Source organism: Vibrio sp. Of7-15 (assembly GCF_022347565.1).
Taxonomy (GTDB): Bacteria; Pseudomonadota; Gammaproteobacteria; order Enterobacterales; family Vibrionaceae; genus NORP241.
Genome location: NZ_JAKRGH010000003.1, coordinates 253,427 through 273,605, shown reverse-complemented (window position 1 = coordinate 273,605; position 20,179 = coordinate 253,427). Strand labels below are relative to the sequence as shown.

Sequence of the window (20,179 nt, the reverse complement as noted above, 5' to 3'; positions counted from 1 at the left end):
GAAAATGGCACGTATGAAATTCCTTTGTGACTCCAAGCGTTGTATTGAATGTAACGGCTGTGTCACGGCATGCAAAAACGAAAATGACGACGCATTAGAGTGGGGCATTCAGCGCCGCCGCGTGGTTACCTTGAACGATGGTGAGCCGGGTGAAAACTCAATTTCCGTTGCTTGTATGCACTGTACCGATGCGCCTTGTATGGCGGTATGTCCAACGGATTGTTTTAAGCAAACAGAAGATGGCATCGTTCTACACAATAAAGATTTGTGTATTGGTTGTGGTTACTGTTTGTTTGCTTGCCCGTTTGGTGCGCCGCAGTTCCCGAAAGAGTCGGCGTTTGGTGAACGTGGCAAAATGGACAAATGTACCTTCTGTGCTGGCGGCCCTGAAACCGAAGCCGGATCGCCAGAAGAGCGCAGTAAGTATGGTGCGAACCGTATTGCGGAAGGCAAGTTACCGATGTGTGCATCACTTTGTTCAACCAAAGCTTTGATTGCCGGTGATGCTGAGAAAGTATCTGAAATTTACCGTCAACGTGTGGTAGAGCGCGGTGCAAAAGGTGCGGGTTGGACAAACGGCGAAGACCTAGCGTTTGATGCTACGAAAAGTTAATACCCTGCATTTTAATTATTAGTCAATAAAATAAGGCGGTCGTATCAGGCCGCCAATTCGGAGAGCCCTATGTTTAAGCGTCTTGTTGCTTTTTTTGTCGCCCCATTTTTGGCTTTATTAGCACTGATTTTTAGCTTGCAAAGTTTGGCGGCAGATGAAGCATCAGCAGCCAGTGCTGAGCGAGAAATCACTCAATTAGCGGGTGCAGATTATTGGCGTCAGGTAAAAAATGGTGAAGAAGGCTACACCACTTCAACCAAACTAGAGCATGGTGTGCTTATTAACACCTCAGGTCAGTTATGGCGAGAAATTCGCAATAAATGGATCACTCCGATCGGGGTGTTAATGATTTTAGGCTCGTTTGCAGCACTGTTTTTGTTTTACCTTTGGGCGGGGCAAATCAAACTAGATCAGGAATTAACAGGTAAAAAAGTATTGCGCTGGACTCCATTTGAGCGAGCACTGCATTGGTACACCGCTATTCTGTTCATCATTTTAGCCATTACTGGATTAACCCTTTTGTACGGTAAGTACGCGATTAAACCTGTGTTGGGGGATTCGGCATGGGCGAATGTCATCATGGCGGCGAAAGTGTCTCATAACTATTTAGGCCCACTGTTCAGCCTTGGTATTTTGGGCATGCTAGTCAAATGGTTAAAAAATAACTTTTTCACCAAAGTGGATTGGGAGTGGTTTAAACAAGGTGGTGGTATTTTACCTAATGGCAAGCACCCAGAAGCCGATTTTTGTAATGGTGGTGAAAAAGTATGGTTCTGGTTACTCGCCACTGCTGGTGTGACGGTATGTTTATCTGGCCTGTTTATGGATTTCCCAATGTTTGGTCAGCTGAGATTTGAAATGCAAATTGCCAATGTACTTCATGCTGTTGCTTCTCTGGGTTTAATTGCTGCGTCTTTTGGTCATATCTATATTGGTACGGTGGGAACAGAAGGGGCACTAGAAGGCATGAAAACAGGTTATGTAGATGAAACTTGGGCGAAACAACACCACAAAATTTGGTTTGATCGTGTTAACGACGAAAAATAGTACGAATCTAGTCGTTGGAACCTAGCGATTTGAGTGTAGGTAACAAAACGAAAAAATAAAAAAGCGGTTACACAGTCCCTTTTGCGCTGAATTTATACCCATTTCATTAAGTCCCCCTAAGCTTAATGTAATTGGCATAGTTCGGCGCTTTTTTATATCAGTTTAAAGTGGTTTAAATATAATCGTGTTATCGGTGTTAAAATAAGCGGCTGGAGTGAACAGCCGCTGTTTAAAGGAAATTAATTCACGTATTTTGGGTTTGATAACCCCCAAAGCGTATATAAGTCTGGAAGAATACGGCCACTTAACTCTTCTGTTTCAGCACTGGTTATTTCATCTTTACCTTGACGACCAAACAGTACGACTTCATCCCCTGGTTTGATACCTTGAATATCAGTGACATCAACCATGGTGGTATTCATTGATGCTTTACCAACGACACGAGCGCGCTGACCATTAATAAGAACAAAACCTTTGCTGCTTAATGAGCGAGGGTAGCCATCTGAGTAACCAACGGGCAGGTTAGCAAGAATAGAATCTCGTTTTAATGTTTCGGTGCTGCTGTAACCTATGGTGCTTCCCGCTGGGAATTGATGGATCGAGGCAACTTCTGTTTTAAAGGATACAATTCGTTTGAAATCACTGAACGTTGGTGGAAGATCACCATATAAAGCACCGCCAGGTCGCACCATATCGAGGTGTGCTTCAGGTAGAGTAAGGGTAGTGTAAGAGTTTGCGGCGTGAAGAGTAATGTTGTTTCGGTTAAGTTTCGCCGTTTTAATTAGCCACGCGGTCTCTTCATTAAATTGGGTGAGACCTTGACGGGTTTTGTCTGCATCTTCCGTTGGGAAATGGGTCATCATGCCAACAATATTAATGTGATTGGTCTTAACGAGATCTAGTGCGCTGGCTTTTCCTTGTGTTGTGCTTAAATCCAATCCATTTCTGCCCATTCCCGCAGAGTTTAAGGCCAAATGTACGGCTACCGTTTTGTTGTATTTAGCTGCAATTTTTGAAACAATTTCAGCTTGTTGAGTAGTACCGATAAGTTCTTCCACATCAAACTGAATGGCATTTTCGATTTCGTTTGGTGTGCCAGCGCGAACACGCATGATTTGCCCTTTAAAGCCTTTTTCTCGAACCAATTTGGCTTCTTCATTACTGGTAATACCAACACAAGCCAGGTCACTTTCAATCACAGAACCGATTAAGTTACTAATGCCATTACCATAAGCGTCAGCCTTCATGATGGCGCAGATTTTTGTTTTATCACCAACGATTTTTTTTACTTCATTAATGTTGCTTTTAAAAGCGGCAGTATCTATTTCAACCCAAGAGTTAGCTTGTATATTTGCTTGCTCATGCTTTATTGGTGTTTTAGAAATAAGAGTTGGTGCACTGAATGCGTTGGCGCTGATGAGTGAGATCGATAAAGCAAGAAGAGATATTTTTAATCTCATGGTAGTTCCTTGTTAAAAATGATGTGGTGTTAATTTTATGTTCACTTTTATTAGCACTAATATTGGCTGAAATAGTTATTAACATTTACTTTATGAAATGAGGTTCTAATTATTTCCCATATTGAGTCATTTATTATTTTAGAAGCTAGGTTGACATTTTTTCATGTGGTAAATCAATAGTGATTGAGAATATAAATATATAAAACATAAAATGAATGATGCGACTTATTTTTGTGTTGTATTTTCATCCTATGATGTAGATATAGTAACCGGTTTTTGTAATTAAATGTTAATCGCATTCATTTTCTGAATAAAATTATACCCTCATCCTTTATTCAAGCAATATAATTGGGAGTTGTTTTTATTTTGTTTAAAAAGAACATTAACGGTGTAAACGTTATAAATAAGTGGATTTAAGGTTTATTTGTATGATAATTTGTGTGGATTATTTTATCAGGCGTATAAATAAATCGCTTCGAGTATAAAAATACATAAGGCTATTATTTCCTATCATGAATTATAAAAACTTTTCTATCGGTAAAAAAATTGCCGTCGCTTTTGTTGCGATCGCAGCTATTATTGTTGCTTTTGGTCTATTTCTTACCAGTGAACTTAAGTTAGTTCGTAATGCTGCGGTTAATTTTACGGACTCAACGCTGCCAAGTGTGCTGGCTGTGGAAACGGTTCGCTATGAAGTTGCGGCGTTACGCAGTAATCAATTTGGGGCACTAAGTTACACGGATGCAGATCAAGCTCGTCATGCTATTAATGTTATTAAGGATCAGTACCGTCAAATTGATACATTATTATCGGATTATGAAGCAACCATTGTGTCTGCGGATGAGCGTCAATCTTTTATGCGAGTCAGTAATGGCTGGAGCCGCTATAAAAGTCAGCTAAGTAATTTTGATACATTAGTTATTAATAACGACATTAAAAATGCCCAGCCAATGTTGTTCGGAACGTTTGACGAATATACAGAATTGGGGGATGCGATCAGTGGCCTTGCTAAGCTTAATTTAGGTTTTGTTACTGCAAACAGAACTGACATGCTATCGAGTATCAGCCGTGTGGGAACCATCACGCTAGTATGCATTATTGGCTTGGTTGTACTTATGGCATTGATTAACTTGTTCTTGACCCGTCAGATCTGCACACCATTAAGAGCCGTAATGACTTTGGCTGGTGAGATTGCATCAGGCAATTTAACCCATAAGCTAAAGCGTGAAGAAATTGGTAATGATGAATTAGGCCAATTGGCGGACTCCAGTATCGCGATGCAGAAACATTTACGCGTGCTAATTGAAGACATTTTGTCTCAAGTTGAGCAGCTAAGCGCGGCGGTTGAAGAGGTGAGTGCTGTCTCTGAGCAGTCTTCTCAAGGTATGCAGCAGCAACAAAATGAGATCACCATGGTAGCCACGGCCATGAATCAGATGAAAGCAACGGTAGCGGAAGTTGCGAGTAATACAGAAGATGCTTCATCTTCTGCGGCGTTAGCGAATAGAGAAGCAACACAAGGGTGCGTTGAGATTCAGCAAAGCATTACGTCTATCCAGCAAGTGTCCAGTGAAATTGCTAATGCGGGTAACTTGGTGGAGCAATTAGAAAAAGAGTCTGCCAACATCAATATGGTGGTGGATGTGATTCGTGATATTGCGGATCAAACGAACTTGTTGGCATTAAACGCAGCGATTGAAGCGGCAAGGGCGGGTGAGCAAGGTCGTGGTTTTGCGGTTGTTGCTGATGAAGTAAGAACGTTAGCAGGCAGAACGCAAGATTCTACTGGCGAGATTGTCACGATTATTGAAAGTTTGCAAAAGAGTGCCAATGAAGCAAAAAGTGCCACAACAGAAAGTTGTGAAATGATCAATCAATGTGCAGAGCAAAGCCAAATGACAGGGGATAAGATTCAGTACATTGAACAGACCATTGCAAAAATTGCAGACATGAATTTACAAATAGCAAGTGCGTGCAGTGAGCAAGATTCTGTAACAGAGGAATTAAGCCGCAATATTGAAAACATTAATCAGTCTTCAACGGAAGTAGCGGTTGGTGCAAGTCAAACGGCACAGTCAAGCATTGAGCTGAGCAAGTTAGCTGCGAACTTACATTCAGCAGTGAGCCGTTTTAAAGTGGCTTAAGTTACACATTGGAAATAAATGAAAAAGAAAACGGCTCTTAATTGAGCCGTTTTTTATGGGACTACTTTTATCGAGCCATAAAAGTGAGATTCAGGGTTCTTGTTTTAGCCTTAATAACTTTTGAGCAAATTGAGCGAACCCAAATCCGCCTGATTTAGTCATGATTAAACTGGGTTTGTGTTCAAGGCGATCCCAGTAATGCAAAATGTTGGCAACGCCAGCGGTTAATGGCAAGGTTTCAAACATTTGTTGATCGTTCAGTGAGTCTCCGACATAACAGACTTGTTCAAGAATCGCTTTATGGCTGAGGCCTCTTTGCTGTAAAAAATGCAGGCTCGTATTTTTCTTTGAATGTTCCCCGTACCATGCATTGATATGAATGGAACTGGCTGTAGCATGAGCACCTAGTTGGCGAATTTTCCCTATGATCTCTTCTACGATCTCGCTATTCACTGGCGGGCGGTTTTGTCCAATATCTATGGCAACTTCACATAAGCGGTATGGCTGATCTAAGGTTAAACTAAGGCTAGGGTACTGCTGTAATATTTCAAGAATTTGATGTTTTAATTGTTCTTGTTGCTGCCTTATTTCATCGATTGGCTTTTGAGAGGACAAATGCACCGCACCGTTTTTTTTCTCAAGAGTAAAAGCACCATTTTCACCTAACACCGCATTTATTGGCCAAAGTTGAGCAATGTGATCGCACCAACCAGCACAAGCTCCAGTGACGGCGACAACGTTTATACCAGCTTGTTGTAATTGAGATAGAGCAATTAAGGTTTCAGGTGGAAGTTCCCCCTGCCAAGTGAGCGTGTCATCAACATCGGTTAAAACCCATTTTATTTCTTTCCACTCTGTTGTTAACTCACTGCTCATGTTGGTTCCTTAATCGTTGTATAAGCTTTTAAATTAGCAGTTTATTTGCAAGTGGAGCAAGATATGATTTTGGATGAGGGAAAGTTTCACTGAAAGGTACATATCCATAGAAAATATGTGCAAATGTTCATAATTGTGCCCAGCGTCAATAAAACAAGTGGTGGGCGTGTTCCAAAATCAAGGCATAATAAGAAAGGATTAAAATAACAGTTCAGACAAGAAAATAACAGTTCAGACAAGAGTACTGGGCGGATTCAAACGCTTTTTTGATGTTTGTAAATAGTCTACTTTAAAAGGATTTTGATTAATGTCGACAACGTACCCATATAAGAAAATCGTAATTTTAACTGGCGCTGGCATTTCAGCAGAGTCGGGGATTCAGACTTTCAGAGCACAAGATGGTTTGTGGGAAAACCATCGAATAGAGGATGTTGCGACACCTGAAGGTTTTAGTAGAGATCCAGAATTAGTTCAAGATTTTTATAATCAGCGCCGCCGGCAACTGCAAGGTGAAAACATTGCGCCAAATGATGCGCACCTAGCATTGGCCCGATTAGAGCAAGAATTGGATGGTGAGGTACTGGTTGTTACACAAAATATTGACAACCTACATGAGCGGGCTGGTAATAAAAATGTTATCCATATGCATGGTGAGTTATTAAAAGCGCGCTGTAGTGGCACTTCACAAGCCATTGAATGGAAAGAAGACATTCAAACCGGTGATTTATGCCATTGTTGTCAAATTCCGGAGCAATTGCGCCCTCATGTGGTGTGGTTTGGTGAAATGCCATTGGGTATGGATCGCATTCATGATGCTCTTGGCGATGCGGATCTGTTTTTATCCATAGGTACATCGGGGGCAGTGTATCCTGCGGCGGGGTTTGTTCATGAAGCCGCGTTGCATGGTGCACACACCGTAGAAATTAACCTTGAACCGAGTGCAGTAGAAAGTGAATTTGCTGAAAAGCGTTATGGTAAAGCTGGTTCGTTAGTGCCTCAAATAGTGGATGAGATTTTAAAATTACAAGATTGATCAAACCGAGTAAAAGTTTGGTTAAGGCGGTTATGTACAGAGGTAGGTGGCCGCCAGATTTATTTTATGCATTCTTTTTTCATTTCATACATCTTTTCATCAGCCATCGCGATGATGTGGTCAAGATCGTTAACGTGGCCTTGGCTCATGCCATAAGAAAAGCAAATACTGCCTCTTTGAGTGTCTTGTTTTAGCGCTTCGACGAGCCCCTCACCATTGCCTTTATGGACGATGGCGACAAATTCATCTCCTCCCACACGTATCGCCACTTCTTTATTTTTTAGGTGTTGTTTAAGCAGGTGAGCAAAATTCATAATTAAGGTGTCGCCGTGCTGGTGGCCTAATGTATCGTTGGTCGTTTTAAGGTTGTTTAAATCAAAATACACCAGCTCGAACACACTCATGCGGATTTTGTTGAGGTATTTACGATTATACAAACCGGTGAGTTCATCGGTATAGGAAGCTTGTTCATGCTGCTTGATGATTTGTGTCACTCCGTACGCTAACAGCATGTAAGACACTTGCGTGAGGGTATCTTCAAGAAAGTTGTCCATGAAATCGAGCTGTTTTATCCATGTATCCACAAGATCACTTTCGCTTATAAAATCGAACGTTCGTGATCCTAATAATAAATAGCTTCCCCATCGCAGACTGTTTATCTCTCGTATGTGGCGATAACTGGTAAGAAAAATATAAATAAGAATAATAAGAGATATGCCTTCGAACATCATGTCCATAGGTGCATTTATAACTAGCTCTTCATTAAAAAATGGTAGAGCAAAAAGCCCAACACAGAGTAATAAGCAGATTCGAATAGGTTTCGTCATAATGATGTTGGTTAAACCAAATTTGACATGATGGGGTATTGAGTGGCTTTTAATATTCATTATACAGTCTGCTAGTTCATATGTGGAGGTCTTATTTATTTAACACTTACTAAGAAGTTTAAGCATAATTCTGTTTATTGAACATATTGTTAACATTATATTCTGTATGGATTTGTTGACGAATAACTACCACTTTAAAAAGCCGAATCACCTTAATTGTAGGATGGTGGCTGTATTTTGTCAGAATAACTTTACATAGGTTACAGTTAACAAGTCATTAACAAAATGAAGCAAAAATTTTGTGTCTGAATGCTCCGATGCTATTGATTAATTAAGACATTGGACGAGGAAAACACATGACTGAGTACACCATAAATCCACTAGGCACGGATGGTTTCGAGTTTGTAGAATACACAGCTCCTACCGCGGAAGGAGTAGAACAATTAAAGAACTTGTTTGGATTGATGGGATTTGCTGAAGTAGCTAAACATAAGCGTAAAGATGTGTGGCTGTATCGCCAAGGTGATGTGAATTTTATTGTGAATAGTGAGCAGCAATCTCATGCTTCTGGTTTTGCTAGTCAGCATGGTGCGAGTGTGAATGCCATGGCGTTCAGAGTGGCTGATGCGGCTCATGCCATGCGTTATGCTGTGAACCAGGGGGCAACGCCATGTAAACCAACAGCTGGCCCTATGGAGCTTAATATCCCGGCTATTTATGGCATCGGTGAATCATTGATTTATTTGGTTGATCGTTATGGCGAGCAAGACATTTACGGGGTAGATTTTGATTTCTATCCAGATTGGGAGCAGCGCTTAGAAACACAAAGTGCAGGTTTGTTAGAAATTGATCACCTGACGCATAATGTCGCTCAAGGCAACATGGATCTGTGGGCTGGTTTTTATGAGCGTATAGCTAACTTTAAAGAGATCCGTTTCTTTGATATTGAAGGTAAGTTGACTGGGTTGAAATCTCGTGCCATGACAGCACCATGCGGAAAAATCCGTATCCCAATTAACGAATCCAGTGATGATAAATCACAAATTGCTGAGTACCTTGATCAGTATAACGGCGAAGGTATCCAGCATATTGCGTTAAGTACAAACGATATTTATGGCACGGTGAAAAAGCTCCGTTCTCACGGCATGGCCTTTATGGATACGCCGGACACTTATTATGAGAAAGTGGATAGTCGCGTAAAAAATCATCAGGAAAATGTTGAAGATTTACGTAACGATCGTATTTTGATTGATGGTGAAGAGTCTGGGATTTTATTACAAATATTTACCGATACGGTTATTGGCCCTGTCTTTTTTGAAATTATTCAGCGTAAAGGCAACCAAGGTTTTGGTGAGGGTAATTTCCAAGCGCTATTTGAATCCATCGAGCTTGATCAAATACGCCGCGGTGTGTTGACCGAATAATTACTTCTGGCTTTAGCCTTAGCTAAAAAATCTCTATTTATACCAATCGCTGCTTTTTGTTTTAAAAGGCGGCGATTTTTTATTCATTAGATTCTTTATTATGTAGTTAAAAACGCGAATGCTCATAAGTTATAGGGCTAGTAATAAGCATCATCAGAGGCTTTTTCCACTTTTAATGGACACTTTGAGCAACCTATTTCTTCAAAGCCATCTCGTAATTGGCAGACATCGTGAGCAGAGTGAACGTCTGGTTGGAATAAGCACGATTTAGGCACAATATCATCGAGATTAGGGTAAGACGCTTGATGAAAAGGCTCAATGTCTTCTAAACATACTAGCTTTTCTAACCGTGGCTTGGAGAAATAAAACCCTTGCATGTAACGCACACCGTGACGAAATAATGTCATGAACTCTGCTTCGTTTTGCACACCTTCAGCGAGCACGGTAATGTTCATTTCATAGCAACTTAATAAGGTGCCTTTGAGAATAGAAAGCTTGTAGTGGTCTTTATGAATATCGCGTATTAACGACATATCAATTTTAACGATATCGGGCTTAATTTGACTTAACCAGCCAAGCCCTGCGTACCCTGAACCAAAATCATCAATGGCGGTGAGAAAGCCGTTTCTATGATACTCATCTTTGATTTGCACGACTTTGTCTTCATTTTCTATTTGTTCTGATTCAGTGATTTCAAAGACTAAGAGCTGCACCGGAAATTTGTACTTTCCAGATGCTTGTAGAATGGAGCGAATACAAAGATTAGGGTCTTCAACAGCATTGGGGCAGAAATTGATAAAGAGGTGCTTGTGGCAATCTAATTTGCTGGCGGTTTCAATGGCTTTAAACCGGCACTGTTGGTCGAATTGGTATTGTTGCTCTTTGTTTATTTTATCCAGCACCCATCCTGCGGATTCGCCATTAGGGCCGCGTACGAGTGCTTCATAGCCAACCACATCTTTTTTTTGAACATCAACAATAGGCTGAAAAGCCATTTTTATGTCGAGTCCTACGTATTCGTCGTCATGGCTATTATTTTTTTTATGCTCACAAGAATCATTCTGTAGAGTATTCATATCCATATACCTAGTCCGCTCATTAAGTTAGTTGATGGCTTCCAAGCGTTATTATTAATTAGCTATATGCCTGATTGAGCATAATGTAATTATAGCTAAGAAATTCGTTGCTATTGAGATAAATACCGCTAATAAATTAGCGTTAACTAAATAATAGAATGGAGGAGATATTAATAATATGAATAGTAAGGCTTTTTGTTTTTAAATAAAGGATGATAAAAGGTATAAATGAAAAGGGATTGTAGCAAAAGTCACTAATATCCCTTTTCAGGTAAGGCCGATAAATCAGATTTTATGTTGTTTATTTGAGGTGGTCGTTTTAGTTAACCTCATTGTAATTCAGCGCGGTTTTTATATTCATTGAGTGCGTCAGGGTTGGCTATTGCACCGACATTATTGATTTCTCGCCCGTGTATTACCTCTCTGACGGCAATTTCGGTTAACTTGCCTGACATGGTTCTTGGTATTTGTTTCACCTCTGCAATCACGGCTGGGACATGCCTAGGGCTACAATGGATTCTAATGGTGTTCTTGATGGTTTGCTTTAACACATCACTTAACTTGTGATTTGGCTGTAATTGAACAAAGAGCACAACTCGAACGTCATTATTCCACTCTTGGCCTACTACTATAGAGTCGGCGATGCCTTCAATGGGGTTAACTTGGCGGTATATTTCAGCGGTTCCGATCCGTACCCCCCCTGGATTTAAAATCGCATCAGATCTGCCATAGAACACCATTCCTCCTTCTGGTGTTTCACGTACATAGTCTCCATGATGCCAAATATCAGGGTAGGTTGCCCAATAGGCTTTATGATATTTCTCTCCATTTTCGTCACGCCAAAAGCCGACAGGTTGATTAGGAAAGCTGTTACAACACACTAACTCACCACGGTGGTTGATCGTATGTTGCCCTTGTTGATCATAGATCTGTACATCCATCGCTAAGGCTTTTCCTTGGCATTCACTGGTACGTACAGGGCTAAATGGGTTACCAATAGCAAAACAACCGCAAATGTCGGTTCCGCCAGAGATAGAGGCCAGTTGCAGGTCACTTTTTATTGATTGATAGGTAAATTCAAAGGAGCTAGGGCTCAAAACTGATCCCGTTGAGCACAGCGTTCGAAGGGATGACAGAGCATGATGCTGAGCTGGTTGATATTCTTGTTTCTCTAATTGCTCGATGTATTTGGCTGAGCAACCAAATAGGGTGACATTGTCACTTTCTGCAATATTCCATAAACGGGAAATGTCTGGGTACGCTGGGTTTCCCTCATATAAGACAATGGTGGCCTTACTCGCGAGCACTGAGACAAGCCAATTCCACATCATCCAGCCACAGGTTGTGAAATAGAAAACAGTATCATCAGGTTTGATATTGCAATGTAGCTGATGCTCTTTTAGGTGATTAAGCAATATGCCACCCACTGAATGAACAATGCATTTGGGCTTACCCGTTGTACCGGAGGAATATAAGATGTATAGAGGATCGTTAAAAGCAACGGGCGTAAATGAAATCTCTTTTGCTGTATATAGCGAGAAGAGCTGATGCCAATACGTTGCCTCGCACGTGTCATGAATCAGCACATGATCAGACGGTACATAGTCAATAACGATGCATTGAGAAATCGAGGGAATATGATTCAAGATTTCTTCAACGTTAGTGAGGGAATCAAATACCTTTCCGTTATAGCGATAACCGTTAGCACAAAAAAGTACTTTAGGGTTTGTTTGACCAAAGCGATCTATCACACTTTGGGCTCCAAAATCTGGAGAAGTTGAAGTCCAGATTGCCCCTAAACTGCTGGTGGCTAACATGGCAATAATGGTGTGAGGTAAGTTGGGTAAATAACCCGCCACCACATCACCTTTGGTGACGCCAGCCCCTTTTAGGAATTGAGCGATTTGGGAGGTTTGCTGATAAAGCTGGTGCCACGTAATTGATTGGCTGTCGTGCATGGCTTGTTGTGAACCATCTGATTCGCCATGACTGATGATTGCGGCGGCTTGCGGTTTTTCTTGGGCAGCGGCCAGCAGGTTTTGAGCAAAATTGAGCTGACTTTGTGGAAACCAAGTGGACTGTTTATTTGGCTCGGAAGGATGACGCTGAATAATTTTTTTGCCTTGTTCCTGAGTCGAATTGAGCGTTCCTTGTACCTGGCAAAAGTGCCACAGATTTTCCCAGAAAGCCTCCGGATGTTCTAGCGTCCATTGGTGGAAATGAGAGAAATCAAAAGGAGCATCCGTTTTATAATCATTCCCTAGGGACTTAATAAATTGCGCAAGCAGGCTATTTTCTTTCTCTTCTTGTGTTGGTTGCCACAATATTGGGTTATTGGAATGCACTGGGTGCGTGCTATTCGCTGCGTCTTTTTTATTCTGTATCATTAGAACGACTTCCTTTTCGATGGTTGCCTTGCGCTTTGTGTTCTTTTTCTAGCCAGATCACTTATTACTATTGATATCTACTTTGTTTTCAATGTATTTCTATTAGGGGCTTTTGATTGCACTGTTGTCTAGTCATCGCTAGATTCTCTAGGATTAATGCAATCATAATTGTTGCTGTTCACCTTTTTCATTGAATGGCTTCCATCATCATGACTTATTTGGCCGTGCATCAAAAAAAGCTGGGTGTTCAAGGCAATAATGATAGAGTTTTGCCAAGGTAGGGTAAGGCGACATATCCAGCTCAAAGCGATAAGCGTTAAACAACTGGGGGATTAAACACACGTCAACCAGACTAATCTCATCGCCTAGGGAGTACATCCCGTGTGTTTTTAGCAGCTGTTTCTCTAAAGGTTGTAAGCCAGTGTTTAACCAATGGTGATACCATTCTATTTTTTGCTCTTCATCCACTTTTAAGTGGCCTGTTAGGTACTTCAAAACACGAAGGTTGTTAAGTGGGTGAATATCACAACAGATTTGTTGAGCGAGTGCTCGGCATTGGGCTTTTTGCCAAGGATCTGAAGGTAATAAAGCCGGGTTTGGATAACGTTCTTCTAAGTATTCCAGTATCGCCAGTGATTGGCTTAATTCGCCGTACTCGGTATGTAAGGTAGGGACTAAGCCAGTAGGGTTTTTTAAGAGATAAAGATCAGATTGTTGTTCATTATCAAGTAACGAAATAGAGGTTAACTCGTGGTCAACCTCTTTTAGATTTAACGCGATTCGCACTCGATAGGAAGCCGATGACCGACAATAATCAAACAGTTCCATTCTAGTAAGCTCCTATCACGGTATTAATGAAGAGTGTAATGACCCTTGGTTTTATTCTGGATCATATGGAACCACTTTTTGTTCAATGGCTCCAAAAATAGAATGGCCTGCCTGATCGTACATCTCAATTTTGACTTTATCTTGGTATTGCATGAAAGGAGTCAATGCCTCACCATTTTCGATGATTTCCAACATACGTTTTTCTGCTAAGCAACAAGAGCCTACGCTTCGATCTTTATTAGAAACAGTACCTGAGCCAACAATGGTTCCTGCACACAAATGACGAGATTTTGCGATATGGCTAATAAGCTGGCCAAAATGGAAAGTCATATCGACACCAGCATTGGGCTGACCAAATTTCTCTTCGTTTAACCAAACGTGAAGAGGAAGGTGTACTTTATTATCTTGCCAAGCATCACCTAATTCATCAGGTGTTACCGCAACAGGAGAGAAGGCTGAAGAAGGTTTGGATTGAAAGAAACCAAATCCTTTGGCTAATTCATTGGGGATCAAGTTACGTAAAGAGACATCGTTAACCAGCATAAGTAACTTAATGTGCTGTCCTGCTTTGTTCGATCCTATACCCATAGGAACATCATTGGTGACGGCGGCAATTTCTGCTTCAAAATCTACCCCCCAGCTTAAATCGGCCACTTCAATGTCTTGTTCAGGACTTAGGAATCCATCAGACATGCCTTGGTAAACAAGAGGATCGGTCCAGAAGCTGGCTGGCATTTCTGCGCCACGTGCTTTACGAACTAATTCCACATGATTCACATAAGCACTACCATCAGCCCATTGATAGGCACGTGGCAGAGGAGACATGCATTTCTCTGGATGGAACACAAAGCTATCAATGACACTACGATCGTTTAAGTTTTGATATAGGTGCTGTAAATCGCGTTCGACGATAGACCAATTATCTAGAGCAAATTGTAAGGTAGGCGCAATATCATGTGCATGGGCTGCGATTGTTAAGTCTTTAGATACCACAATCAGCTGTCCATCACGTCCACTATTTAAAGATGCTAACTTCATGTCTATTCCTTACTTGTTATTCTGCTGAGTATTTGAATCTGGCTTAGCAAGCCAAGAAGAAACGTAATTCTGGTTTTCAACGCCTTCAGGCAGTTCTGCTAAGTTTAGCGGGTTACGCGTATCTATCATGACTGCTACTTCATCCGTCTCTTTACGGGTGTTTTTCGCGCCCGCAGCAAACGCTTTAGGGTGAGGTCCGTGAGGGAATCCACATGGGTGGAACGTCATCATGCCTTGATCGATATTATCTCGGCTGAAAAAGTCGCCACGGTGATAAAAAAGCACTTCGTCATAATCATCGTTGTTATGGAAAAATGGCACTTTTAATGCGCCCGGATCGGACTCGATAGGCCTTGGCACAAACGTACACACCACAAAGCCATTTGTGACAAACGTGGTGTGTGCAGAAGGGGGAAGGTGATAACGATGGCTCATTAACGGACGAATATCACGCCAGTTAAGTTTAAAAACAGTAAGGTTGCCTTTCCAACCAATAGCATCGAGCGGGTTATAAGGATAGGTAATGGTATTCAGTTGGTTACGCGCTTTGAGTTTTATTTTCCACTCTTGATTTTGGTTCTGCTGCGCTTTAAAGGTATCGTTAATTTGAGCGTGCTCCAGAACGGCAGGGTCGTAAATCGCATGTTGGCCAACGATGCCTTTATCACTCATCATATAACCGGAGTTAGATGCTTCAATCAGCAGCATTTCTACGGGCTCTTTGGCCTCAAGACGCCAAGACGTAGAGCGAGGCAGTACGATGTAATCACCATCTCGGAAACTTAGATGGCCGTAATCACAAAACAGCTCGCCTTTACCATTATGAATAAACAGTAACTCGTCACCATCGCCATTTCGCACTAAGTGATCCATCGAGTGCTGAGTTTTCCAACTTCTTATTTTTACGTCTGAATTAGAAAGCAGGAGGGTTGCCTCCCAAGGGCAAATACCATCATGATTTAATTGATTTGTATCCAATGCTCTTGGTTTTAAATCGCCTTCCCAATTTGTCCAACCTGTCGGCATATTTTTATGATACATGTGGCTTGCTGGCCCGAAAAAACCATCTCGCCCACACTCACGCTCATAGCTGCCCTCAGGAAGATCGCAATGAGCTTGCTTAGACGTAATTCCTTCTTTTAAGGGAAACTGAAACCATTCACGCATTCATGACTCCTTGTCGGTATTTACTTTTTGTATAGGGTTAGTCTTTTTATTTGCGCACTAACGCATCGTTTTATGATGACTAAAAGCTATAACTAACTTGGTACATCACGTCTTAAGAGGCAAGTGTTGAGGGGAAAGTAAAAAATGAACAAAAGTGCTTGATGTAATCAAAATGTTACATTGAATTTTCAAGGAGAGATAAAAATAGAAAAGGGGGCTAGGGGGACCCCCTTTATTTATTGACTATTTAATACGATGTGACGAAAGACGTTTGTATGGCGAACGGCTGTGATCAAATTGGCTTGGATCTGGATGCTTAGCGATAGCGGAAGAGCCGCCCATTTCATACATAAGCATATTACGCATAGCCTCTGACTCGCGTGCGTTATTAGGGGTCCAGCTACTCATGACTCTGAGCTTATTATGATTCATTTTTATAATCCTTTACCTAGCTATTTATATATACAAGCGATTGCAATACAACGTAGGTATTATGACTCCATTTTTTATTTTTGGCTAATTTTTAAGCATAAAAAAAGCTAAAAAATTTTGGGAATTCTAAATCATAGGCGTAAAAATAGGATGTAACATTTCGTTTACATTGTCAGGCGTCCTGATTTTTCAGCCAGTTAGAGATTAAATCTTCAACAACATCTAACCTAGAGGGAGGAAATGGAGAAAGGTCTGACGATATGGGATCAAGTGCAAAATATGTATCAAAGCCTGTTGATGAAGCGGGTTTTGTGCAATGGACGCAATCAGAAAATCGTGTTTGGGCGGAGCTGGTGGATACACAAATGGAATGTATTCAAGGCCGAGCTTGTGATGAGTATATTCGGGGATTAGAGCTTCTCGCTCTCTCTCGTGATGAAACGGCTCAAATTGCTGATGTTAATAAAGTGCTTCTTAATGAAACAGGTTGGCAAGTCGCTCCTGTTCCTGCATTGATTGATTTTGATCGGTTTTTTAAGCTTCTGTCGGAGAAAAAATTTCCGGCAGCGACATTTTTACGCACGCGTGAAGACATGAAGTATTTACAAGAACCTGATTATTTTCATGAGATATTTGGCCATTGCGCCATGCTAACGAATAAAGATTTTGCTGAATTTACTCATGCATATGGAAAAATTGGATCTAAAGCAACAAAAGAAGAGCGTGTTTATTTGGCGAGGCTTTATTGGTTTACGGTAGAATTTGGTCTTGTAAAACATGAAGATGAGTTTCGAATTTTTGGTGGGGGAATTTTATCTTCTCCTGGCGAGACTCGTTATGTATTTGAAAATGAAGAAAGGCTAATTAAACCTTTTGATCCTGTCGATATCATGAGAACGCCTTATCGTATTGATATTATGCAACCGGCTTATTTTCTTATCGATAGTATTCATGCGCTACTGGATTTGGCTCATCAAGACATCATGTCTATGGTTCAAGAAGCTAAATCATTAGGTTTGCATACCCCGTTGTACCCAAAGAAAAATAAAGAAACAGAGGAAAGTTATGTCTGAAGCACAAGCGACGTTAAATGAATTGAAATGTGAATCCTGCCACGCCGACGCACCGCGTGTTAACGAAAGTGAGCTAGCAGAGTTAATGGGGCAAATTCCTGATTGGACGCCAATTACTGTGGAAGGGGTATTACAGCTTGAGCGCGAATATAAGTTTAAGAACTTTAAGTTGGCATGGGCCTTTACCGATAAAGTTGCTCAGTTAGCAGAAGATGAATTTCATCACCCTGAAATTACGCTAGAGTGGGGTAAAGTGCGTGTTCGCTGGTGGAGCCATTCCATTAAAGGTTTGCATAAAAACGATTTCATTTGTGCAGCGAAAACAGACGCATTGTTGTCAGAATAATGGCTGGTGGTATTTCACGAACCTGAACTTAGGGGAGTGATACCTTTATAGGAAGAACAAAAAAGGCGATGGAATAATGAGTTCCATCGCCTTGTATTTTTAAGTTTTCAGTTGATGAGCAATTCAGCGCTTATTGATCAACTTTTAGTTTTTGGAAGTACTCATCGTAAATCACACTTGCTGAACCCACTTCATCTTGCCATTCGCCGTTATCGAAGACTTCTTGTGGTGGGAAGATGTTTTTATCTTCAGAAAACTCTTTTGGTAATAAGTCGTAAGCGGCTTTTACTGGTGTTGGGTAACCAATTTCTACAGCAATTTTTGCTGCATTTTCTGGGCGTAGTAAGAAATCAATCATTTTATGAGCTGCTTCGATGTTTTTAGCGCCAGCTGGGATTGCTAGGCTGTCCATCCAGAAAATAGTACCTTTTTCTGGCCATACGATATCAATAGAAGCACCTTCTTGACGAGCCATGTAAGCAGAGCCATTCCAAAGCATGCCTAACGACGTTTCGCCTGCTAAGTATGGGTTCGCAGGGAAGTCTGAGTTAAATACCAATACGTTTGGCATTAGTTTTCTTAACTCTTCGTATGCCGCTTTGATTTCATCTGGGTTTGTGGTGTTTGCAGAATAACCCAGCTTAGATAAAGCAATGTGGAAGAACTCACGTGAGTCGTCCATCATCATTAGCTGACCTTCCCATTTAGGATCCCAAAAATCATCCCAACCTTTGATTTCAGAAGCATCCATCATCTCTGTATTCACACCAATACCCGTTGCACCCCAGATGTATGGAATAGAGTAGTTGTTGCTTGGATCAAAAGGCTTATCAAGGTAGTTTGGATCTAAACCTTCAAAGTGAGACAGTTTGCTCTTATCGATAGGTTGTAGCATTTCTTCTTTACGCATTTTAGAAACAAAGTACGTAGAAGGAACCACAAGGTCATAGCCTTTACCTTGGGTTTTTAATTTGGCGTACATACTTTCATTAGATTCGTATGTGGAGTAGATAACTTTAATGCCAGTTTCTTTGGTAAATTGCTTAAGAACTTCGCTTGGAATGTATTCTGACCAATTGTAGAAATACAGTTCTTCATCGGCGGCATTTACAGCACTTGAGAATAATGCAGTAGCGCAAAGGCCACCGGCGATGATGGCAGACAGTTTTTTCATTTTCTACTCCTCAATCCTAAAATCATATGCGATAGGGTACGCGTATATAGGGTTACCAAAACTAACGTAGTGCGTTGTATCTCACTATTTTATGTAATAAATGTCAGGTTTGATAATAAACGGGCGGAGTATATCAGCTTAAACAACAGAAGGCAGCCAGCTTTCACACTGACTGCCTTCTTTATTTTGTAAAAATTACTGACCTGCTTTTAATTTAAGGAAGTAATTTTCATAACGTATATTCATGTTTCCAACCGCTGATTGCCATTCCACGCGATTTAAATCTTCTTGTGATGGAAATAAAGCTGGCTCATGTTTGAATTTTTGATTGGATTGAGCAACTGCGGTTAAATAACCTGTGTTCTTTGATATTTGCTCTGCGATTTCAGGACGAAGTAGAAAATCGATCATTTTATGAGCCGCTTCTACATTTTTAGCGCCTGACGGAATTGCAAAATTATCCACCCAACCGATACCACCTTCTTTCGGGAAAATCAGTTTAATGGGTAAGCCTTCTTTTTGTGCCGCAGCAGCTGAGCCATTCCACAGCATGCCAAGGCCAACTTCACCTGCCATGTAAGGCGCTGCTGGGTTATCTGAGTTAAACACCAAAACATTTGGCATCAGCTTTTCTAGCTCTTTGTAGGCCGCATCAATTTCATCAGGATTAGTTGTATTACCTGAGAACCCCAGTTTACGAAGGGCGATGTGGAATACTTCACGGGTATCATCCATCATCATTAGCTGACCTTCAAACTCCGGGTTCCATAAATCCCCCCAGCTGTTGAATTGCTCTGGGTCGTACATATCTGTATTTACCGCAAGGCCTGTAATGGCAACAACATGAGGAATGGAATAGGCGTTGTGTGGATCGTATGCTTTGTCTAGGTAGTTATTATCAAGCTGTGAAAAGTTGCTTAGTTTTGATTTATCTACGGGCTGTAGCATGTTTTCGTCACGCATTTTTGAGACGAAATAGGTGGAAGGAACCACTAGATCGTAACCTTTTTGGTGAGCTTTCATTTTCGCATATAAGGTTTCGTTCGACTCATACGTTGAATAGATAACTTTAATGCCAGTTTCATCCGTAAACTGTTCTAGTAACTCGCTGGATAAATACGGCCCCCAGTTCATGAATACCAGTTCTTTATTTTCTTCTGCCTTTGCTACGTTCGAAAACATAGCAAGTGCACATGCACTACCAGCTAATAAAGTAGTCCATTTTTTCATTATG

18 protein-coding genes are annotated in these 20,179 nt (G+C 41.1%); 7 read left to right on the top strand and 11 right to left on the bottom strand.

Annotated elements, in window-relative coordinates; genetic code table 11:
• The first annotated feature begins 4 nt into the window (after nt 1-4).
• Nucleotides 5-613, top strand: a complete 609-nt coding sequence (gene fdh3B, locus MHO82_RS05815; RefSeq protein ID WP_239182910.1) for a formate dehydrogenase FDH3 subunit beta — start codon at nt 5-7, stop codon at nt 611-613.
• A gap of 69 nt (nt 614-682) precedes the next feature.
• Nucleotides 683-1,660: a formate dehydrogenase subunit gamma gene (locus MHO82_RS05810; RefSeq protein WP_239182909.1), complete on the top strand. Its 978-nt coding sequence runs from the start codon at nt 683-685 to the stop codon at nt 1,658-1,660.
• A 239-nt stretch (nt 1,661-1,899) separates the two neighbouring features.
• Here MHO82_RS05810 and alr read toward each other — a convergent pair whose 3' ends face one another.
• The gene (gene alr / locus MHO82_RS05805; protein WP_239182908.1) at nt 1,900-3,120 is read right to left on the bottom strand and encodes an alanine racemase; all 1,221 of its coding nucleotides are present in this window, start codon (nt 3,118-3,120) and stop codon (nt 1,900-1,902) included.
• Between the two features lie 512 nt (nt 3,121-3,632).
• Here alr and MHO82_RS05800 point away from each other — a divergent pair.
• Nucleotides 3,633-5,264 (top strand): methyl-accepting chemotaxis protein, encoded by a 1,632-nt coding sequence (locus tag MHO82_RS05800; protein WP_239182907.1) that lies wholly within the window; start codon nt 3,633-3,635, stop codon nt 5,262-5,264.
• Between the two features lie 90 nt (nt 5,265-5,354).
• Here the strand turns inward: MHO82_RS05800 and MHO82_RS05795 are convergent, their stop codons facing one another.
• Nucleotides 5,355-6,140: an HAD-IIB family hydrolase gene (locus tag MHO82_RS05795; RefSeq protein WP_239182906.1), complete on the bottom strand. Its 786-nt coding sequence runs from the start codon at nt 6,138-6,140 to the stop codon at nt 5,355-5,357.
• 307 nt (nt 6,141-6,447) lie between these two features.
• On the opposite strand from MHO82_RS05795, the gene cobB reads away from it, so the two are divergent.
• Nucleotides 6,448-7,173 carry a Sir2 family NAD+-dependent deacetylase gene (gene cobB / locus MHO82_RS05790; protein WP_239182905.1) on the top strand — a complete coding sequence of 242 codons (726 nt, stop codon included), beginning with the start codon at nt 6,448-6,450 and terminating at the stop codon, nt 7,171-7,173.
• A 59-nt stretch (nt 7,174-7,232) separates the two neighbouring features.
• On the opposite strand, the gene MHO82_RS05785 is transcribed toward cobB, so the two are convergent.
• Complete coding sequence (locus MHO82_RS05785; RefSeq protein ID WP_239182904.1) at nt 7,233-7,757, bottom strand: GGDEF domain-containing protein; 525 nt, start codon at nt 7,755-7,757, stop codon at nt 7,233-7,235.
• Between the two features lie 599 nt (nt 7,758-8,356).
• Here MHO82_RS05785 and hppD point away from each other — a divergent pair.
• Entirely contained in the window at nt 8,357-9,424 is a 1,068-nt protein-coding gene (hppD, locus tag MHO82_RS05780) for a 4-hydroxyphenylpyruvate dioxygenase (RefSeq protein WP_239182903.1), read from the top strand.
• A 137-nt stretch (nt 9,425-9,561) separates the two neighbouring features.
• Here the strand turns inward: hppD and MHO82_RS05775 are convergent, their stop codons facing one another.
• From MHO82_RS05775 to MHO82_RS05750, 6 genes are all read right to left on the bottom strand, one after another.
• Entirely contained in the window at nt 9,562-10,500 is a 939-nt protein-coding gene (locus MHO82_RS05775; protein WP_239182902.1) for an EAL domain-containing protein, read from the bottom strand.
• A gap of 329 nt (nt 10,501-10,829) precedes the next feature.
• Entirely contained in the window at nt 10,830-12,887 is a 2,058-nt protein-coding gene (locus MHO82_RS05770; RefSeq protein WP_239182901.1) for an acetoacetate--CoA ligase, read from the bottom strand.
• A gap of 207 nt (nt 12,888-13,094) precedes the next feature.
• On the bottom strand, nt 13,095-13,715 hold the full coding sequence (gene maiA / locus MHO82_RS05765) for a maleylacetoacetate isomerase (protein WP_239182900.1): 621 nt from the start codon (nt 13,713-13,715) through the stop codon (nt 13,095-13,097).
• 51 nt (nt 13,716-13,766) lie between these two features.
• Nucleotides 13,767-14,753 carry a fumarylacetoacetate hydrolase family protein gene (locus MHO82_RS05760; RefSeq protein ID WP_239182899.1) on the bottom strand — a complete coding sequence of 329 codons (987 nt, stop codon included), beginning with the start codon at nt 14,751-14,753 and terminating at the stop codon, nt 13,767-13,769.
• 9 nt (nt 14,754-14,762) lie between these two features.
• Nucleotides 14,763-15,920 carry a homogentisate 1,2-dioxygenase gene (locus tag MHO82_RS05755; protein WP_239182898.1) on the bottom strand — a complete coding sequence of 386 codons (1,158 nt, stop codon included), beginning with the start codon at nt 15,918-15,920 and terminating at the stop codon, nt 14,763-14,765.
• A 243-nt stretch (nt 15,921-16,163) separates the two neighbouring features.
• Complete coding sequence (locus MHO82_RS05750; protein WP_239182897.1) at nt 16,164-16,352, bottom strand: hypothetical protein; 189 nt, start codon at nt 16,350-16,352, stop codon at nt 16,164-16,166.
• Nucleotides 16,353-16,612: 260 nt separating this feature from the next.
• Here MHO82_RS05750 and phhA point away from each other — a divergent pair, with 260 nt between their 5' ends.
• Nucleotides 16,613-17,425 carry a phenylalanine 4-monooxygenase gene (gene phhA / locus MHO82_RS05745; protein WP_239182896.1) on the top strand — a complete coding sequence of 271 codons (813 nt, stop codon included), beginning with the start codon at nt 16,613-16,615 and terminating at the stop codon, nt 17,423-17,425.
• Nucleotides 17,418-17,771, top strand: a complete 354-nt coding sequence (locus MHO82_RS05740; protein WP_239182895.1) for a 4a-hydroxytetrahydrobiopterin dehydratase — start codon at nt 17,418-17,420, stop codon at nt 17,769-17,771. The genes phhA and MHO82_RS05740 overlap by 8 nt, the downstream gene beginning before the upstream one ends.
• A gap of 130 nt (nt 17,772-17,901) precedes the next feature.
• Here the strand turns inward: MHO82_RS05740 and MHO82_RS05735 are convergent, their stop codons facing one another.
• Nucleotides 17,902-18,945 carry an extracellular solute-binding protein gene (locus tag MHO82_RS05735; protein ID WP_239182894.1) on the bottom strand — a complete coding sequence of 348 codons (1,044 nt, stop codon included), beginning with the start codon at nt 18,943-18,945 and terminating at the stop codon, nt 17,902-17,904.
• A gap of 195 nt (nt 18,946-19,140) precedes the next feature.
• Complete coding sequence (locus MHO82_RS05730) at nt 19,141-20,175, bottom strand: extracellular solute-binding protein (protein WP_239182893.1); 1,035 nt, start codon at nt 20,173-20,175, stop codon at nt 19,141-19,143.
• Nucleotides 20,176-20,179 lie beyond the last annotated feature (4 nt).

Coding starts and splice junctions, on each gene's coding strand:
- fdh3B (WP_239182910.1), top strand. CDS start 5: ATGGCACGTATGAAATTCCTTTGTGACTCCAAGCGTTGTATTGAATGT.
- MHO82_RS05810 (WP_239182909.1), top strand. CDS start 683: ATGTTTAAGCGTCTTGTTGCTTTTTTTGTCGCCCCATTTTTGGCTTTA.
- alr (WP_239182908.1), bottom strand. CDS start 3,120: ATGAGATTAAAAATATCTCTTCTTGCTTTATCGATCTCACTCATCAGC.
- MHO82_RS05800 (WP_239182907.1), top strand. CDS start 3,633: ATGAATTATAAAAACTTTTCTATCGGTAAAAAAATTGCCGTCGCTTTT.
- MHO82_RS05795 (WP_239182906.1), bottom strand. CDS start 6,140: ATGAGCAGTGAGTTAACAACAGAGTGGAAAGAAATAAAATGGGTTTTA.
- cobB (WP_239182905.1), top strand. CDS start 6,448: ATGTCGACAACGTACCCATATAAGAAAATCGTAATTTTAACTGGCGCT.
- hppD (WP_239182903.1), top strand. CDS start 8,357: ATGACTGAGTACACCATAAATCCACTAGGCACGGATGGTTTCGAGTTT.
- MHO82_RS05775 (WP_239182902.1), bottom strand. CDS start 10,500: ATGAATACTCTACAGAATGATTCTTGTGAGCATAAAAAAAATAATAGC.
- MHO82_RS05770 (WP_239182901.1), bottom strand. CDS start 12,887: ATGATACAGAATAAAAAAGACGCAGCGAATAGCACGCACCCAGTGCAT.
- maiA (WP_239182900.1), bottom strand. CDS start 13,715: ATGGAACTGTTTGATTATTGTCGGTCATCGGCTTCCTATCGAGTGCGA.
- MHO82_RS05760 (WP_239182899.1), bottom strand. CDS start 14,753: ATGAAGTTAGCATCTTTAAATAGTGGACGTGATGGACAGCTGATTGTG.
- MHO82_RS05755 (WP_239182898.1), bottom strand. CDS start 15,920: ATGCGTGAATGGTTTCAGTTTCCCTTAAAAGAAGGAATTACGTCTAAG.
- MHO82_RS05750 (WP_239182897.1), bottom strand. CDS start 16,352: ATGAATCATAATAAGCTCAGAGTCATGAGTAGCTGGACCCCTAATAAC.
- phhA (WP_239182896.1), top strand. CDS start 16,613: ATGGGATCAAGTGCAAAATATGTATCAAAGCCTGTTGATGAAGCGGGT.
- MHO82_RS05740 (WP_239182895.1), top strand. CDS start 17,418: ATGTCTGAAGCACAAGCGACGTTAAATGAATTGAAATGTGAATCCTGC.
- MHO82_RS05735 (WP_239182894.1), bottom strand. CDS start 18,945: ATGAAAAAACTGTCTGCCATCATCGCCGGTGGCCTTTGCGCTACTGCA.
- MHO82_RS05730 (WP_239182893.1), bottom strand. CDS start 20,175: ATGAAAAAATGGACTACTTTATTAGCTGGTAGTGCATGTGCACTTGCT.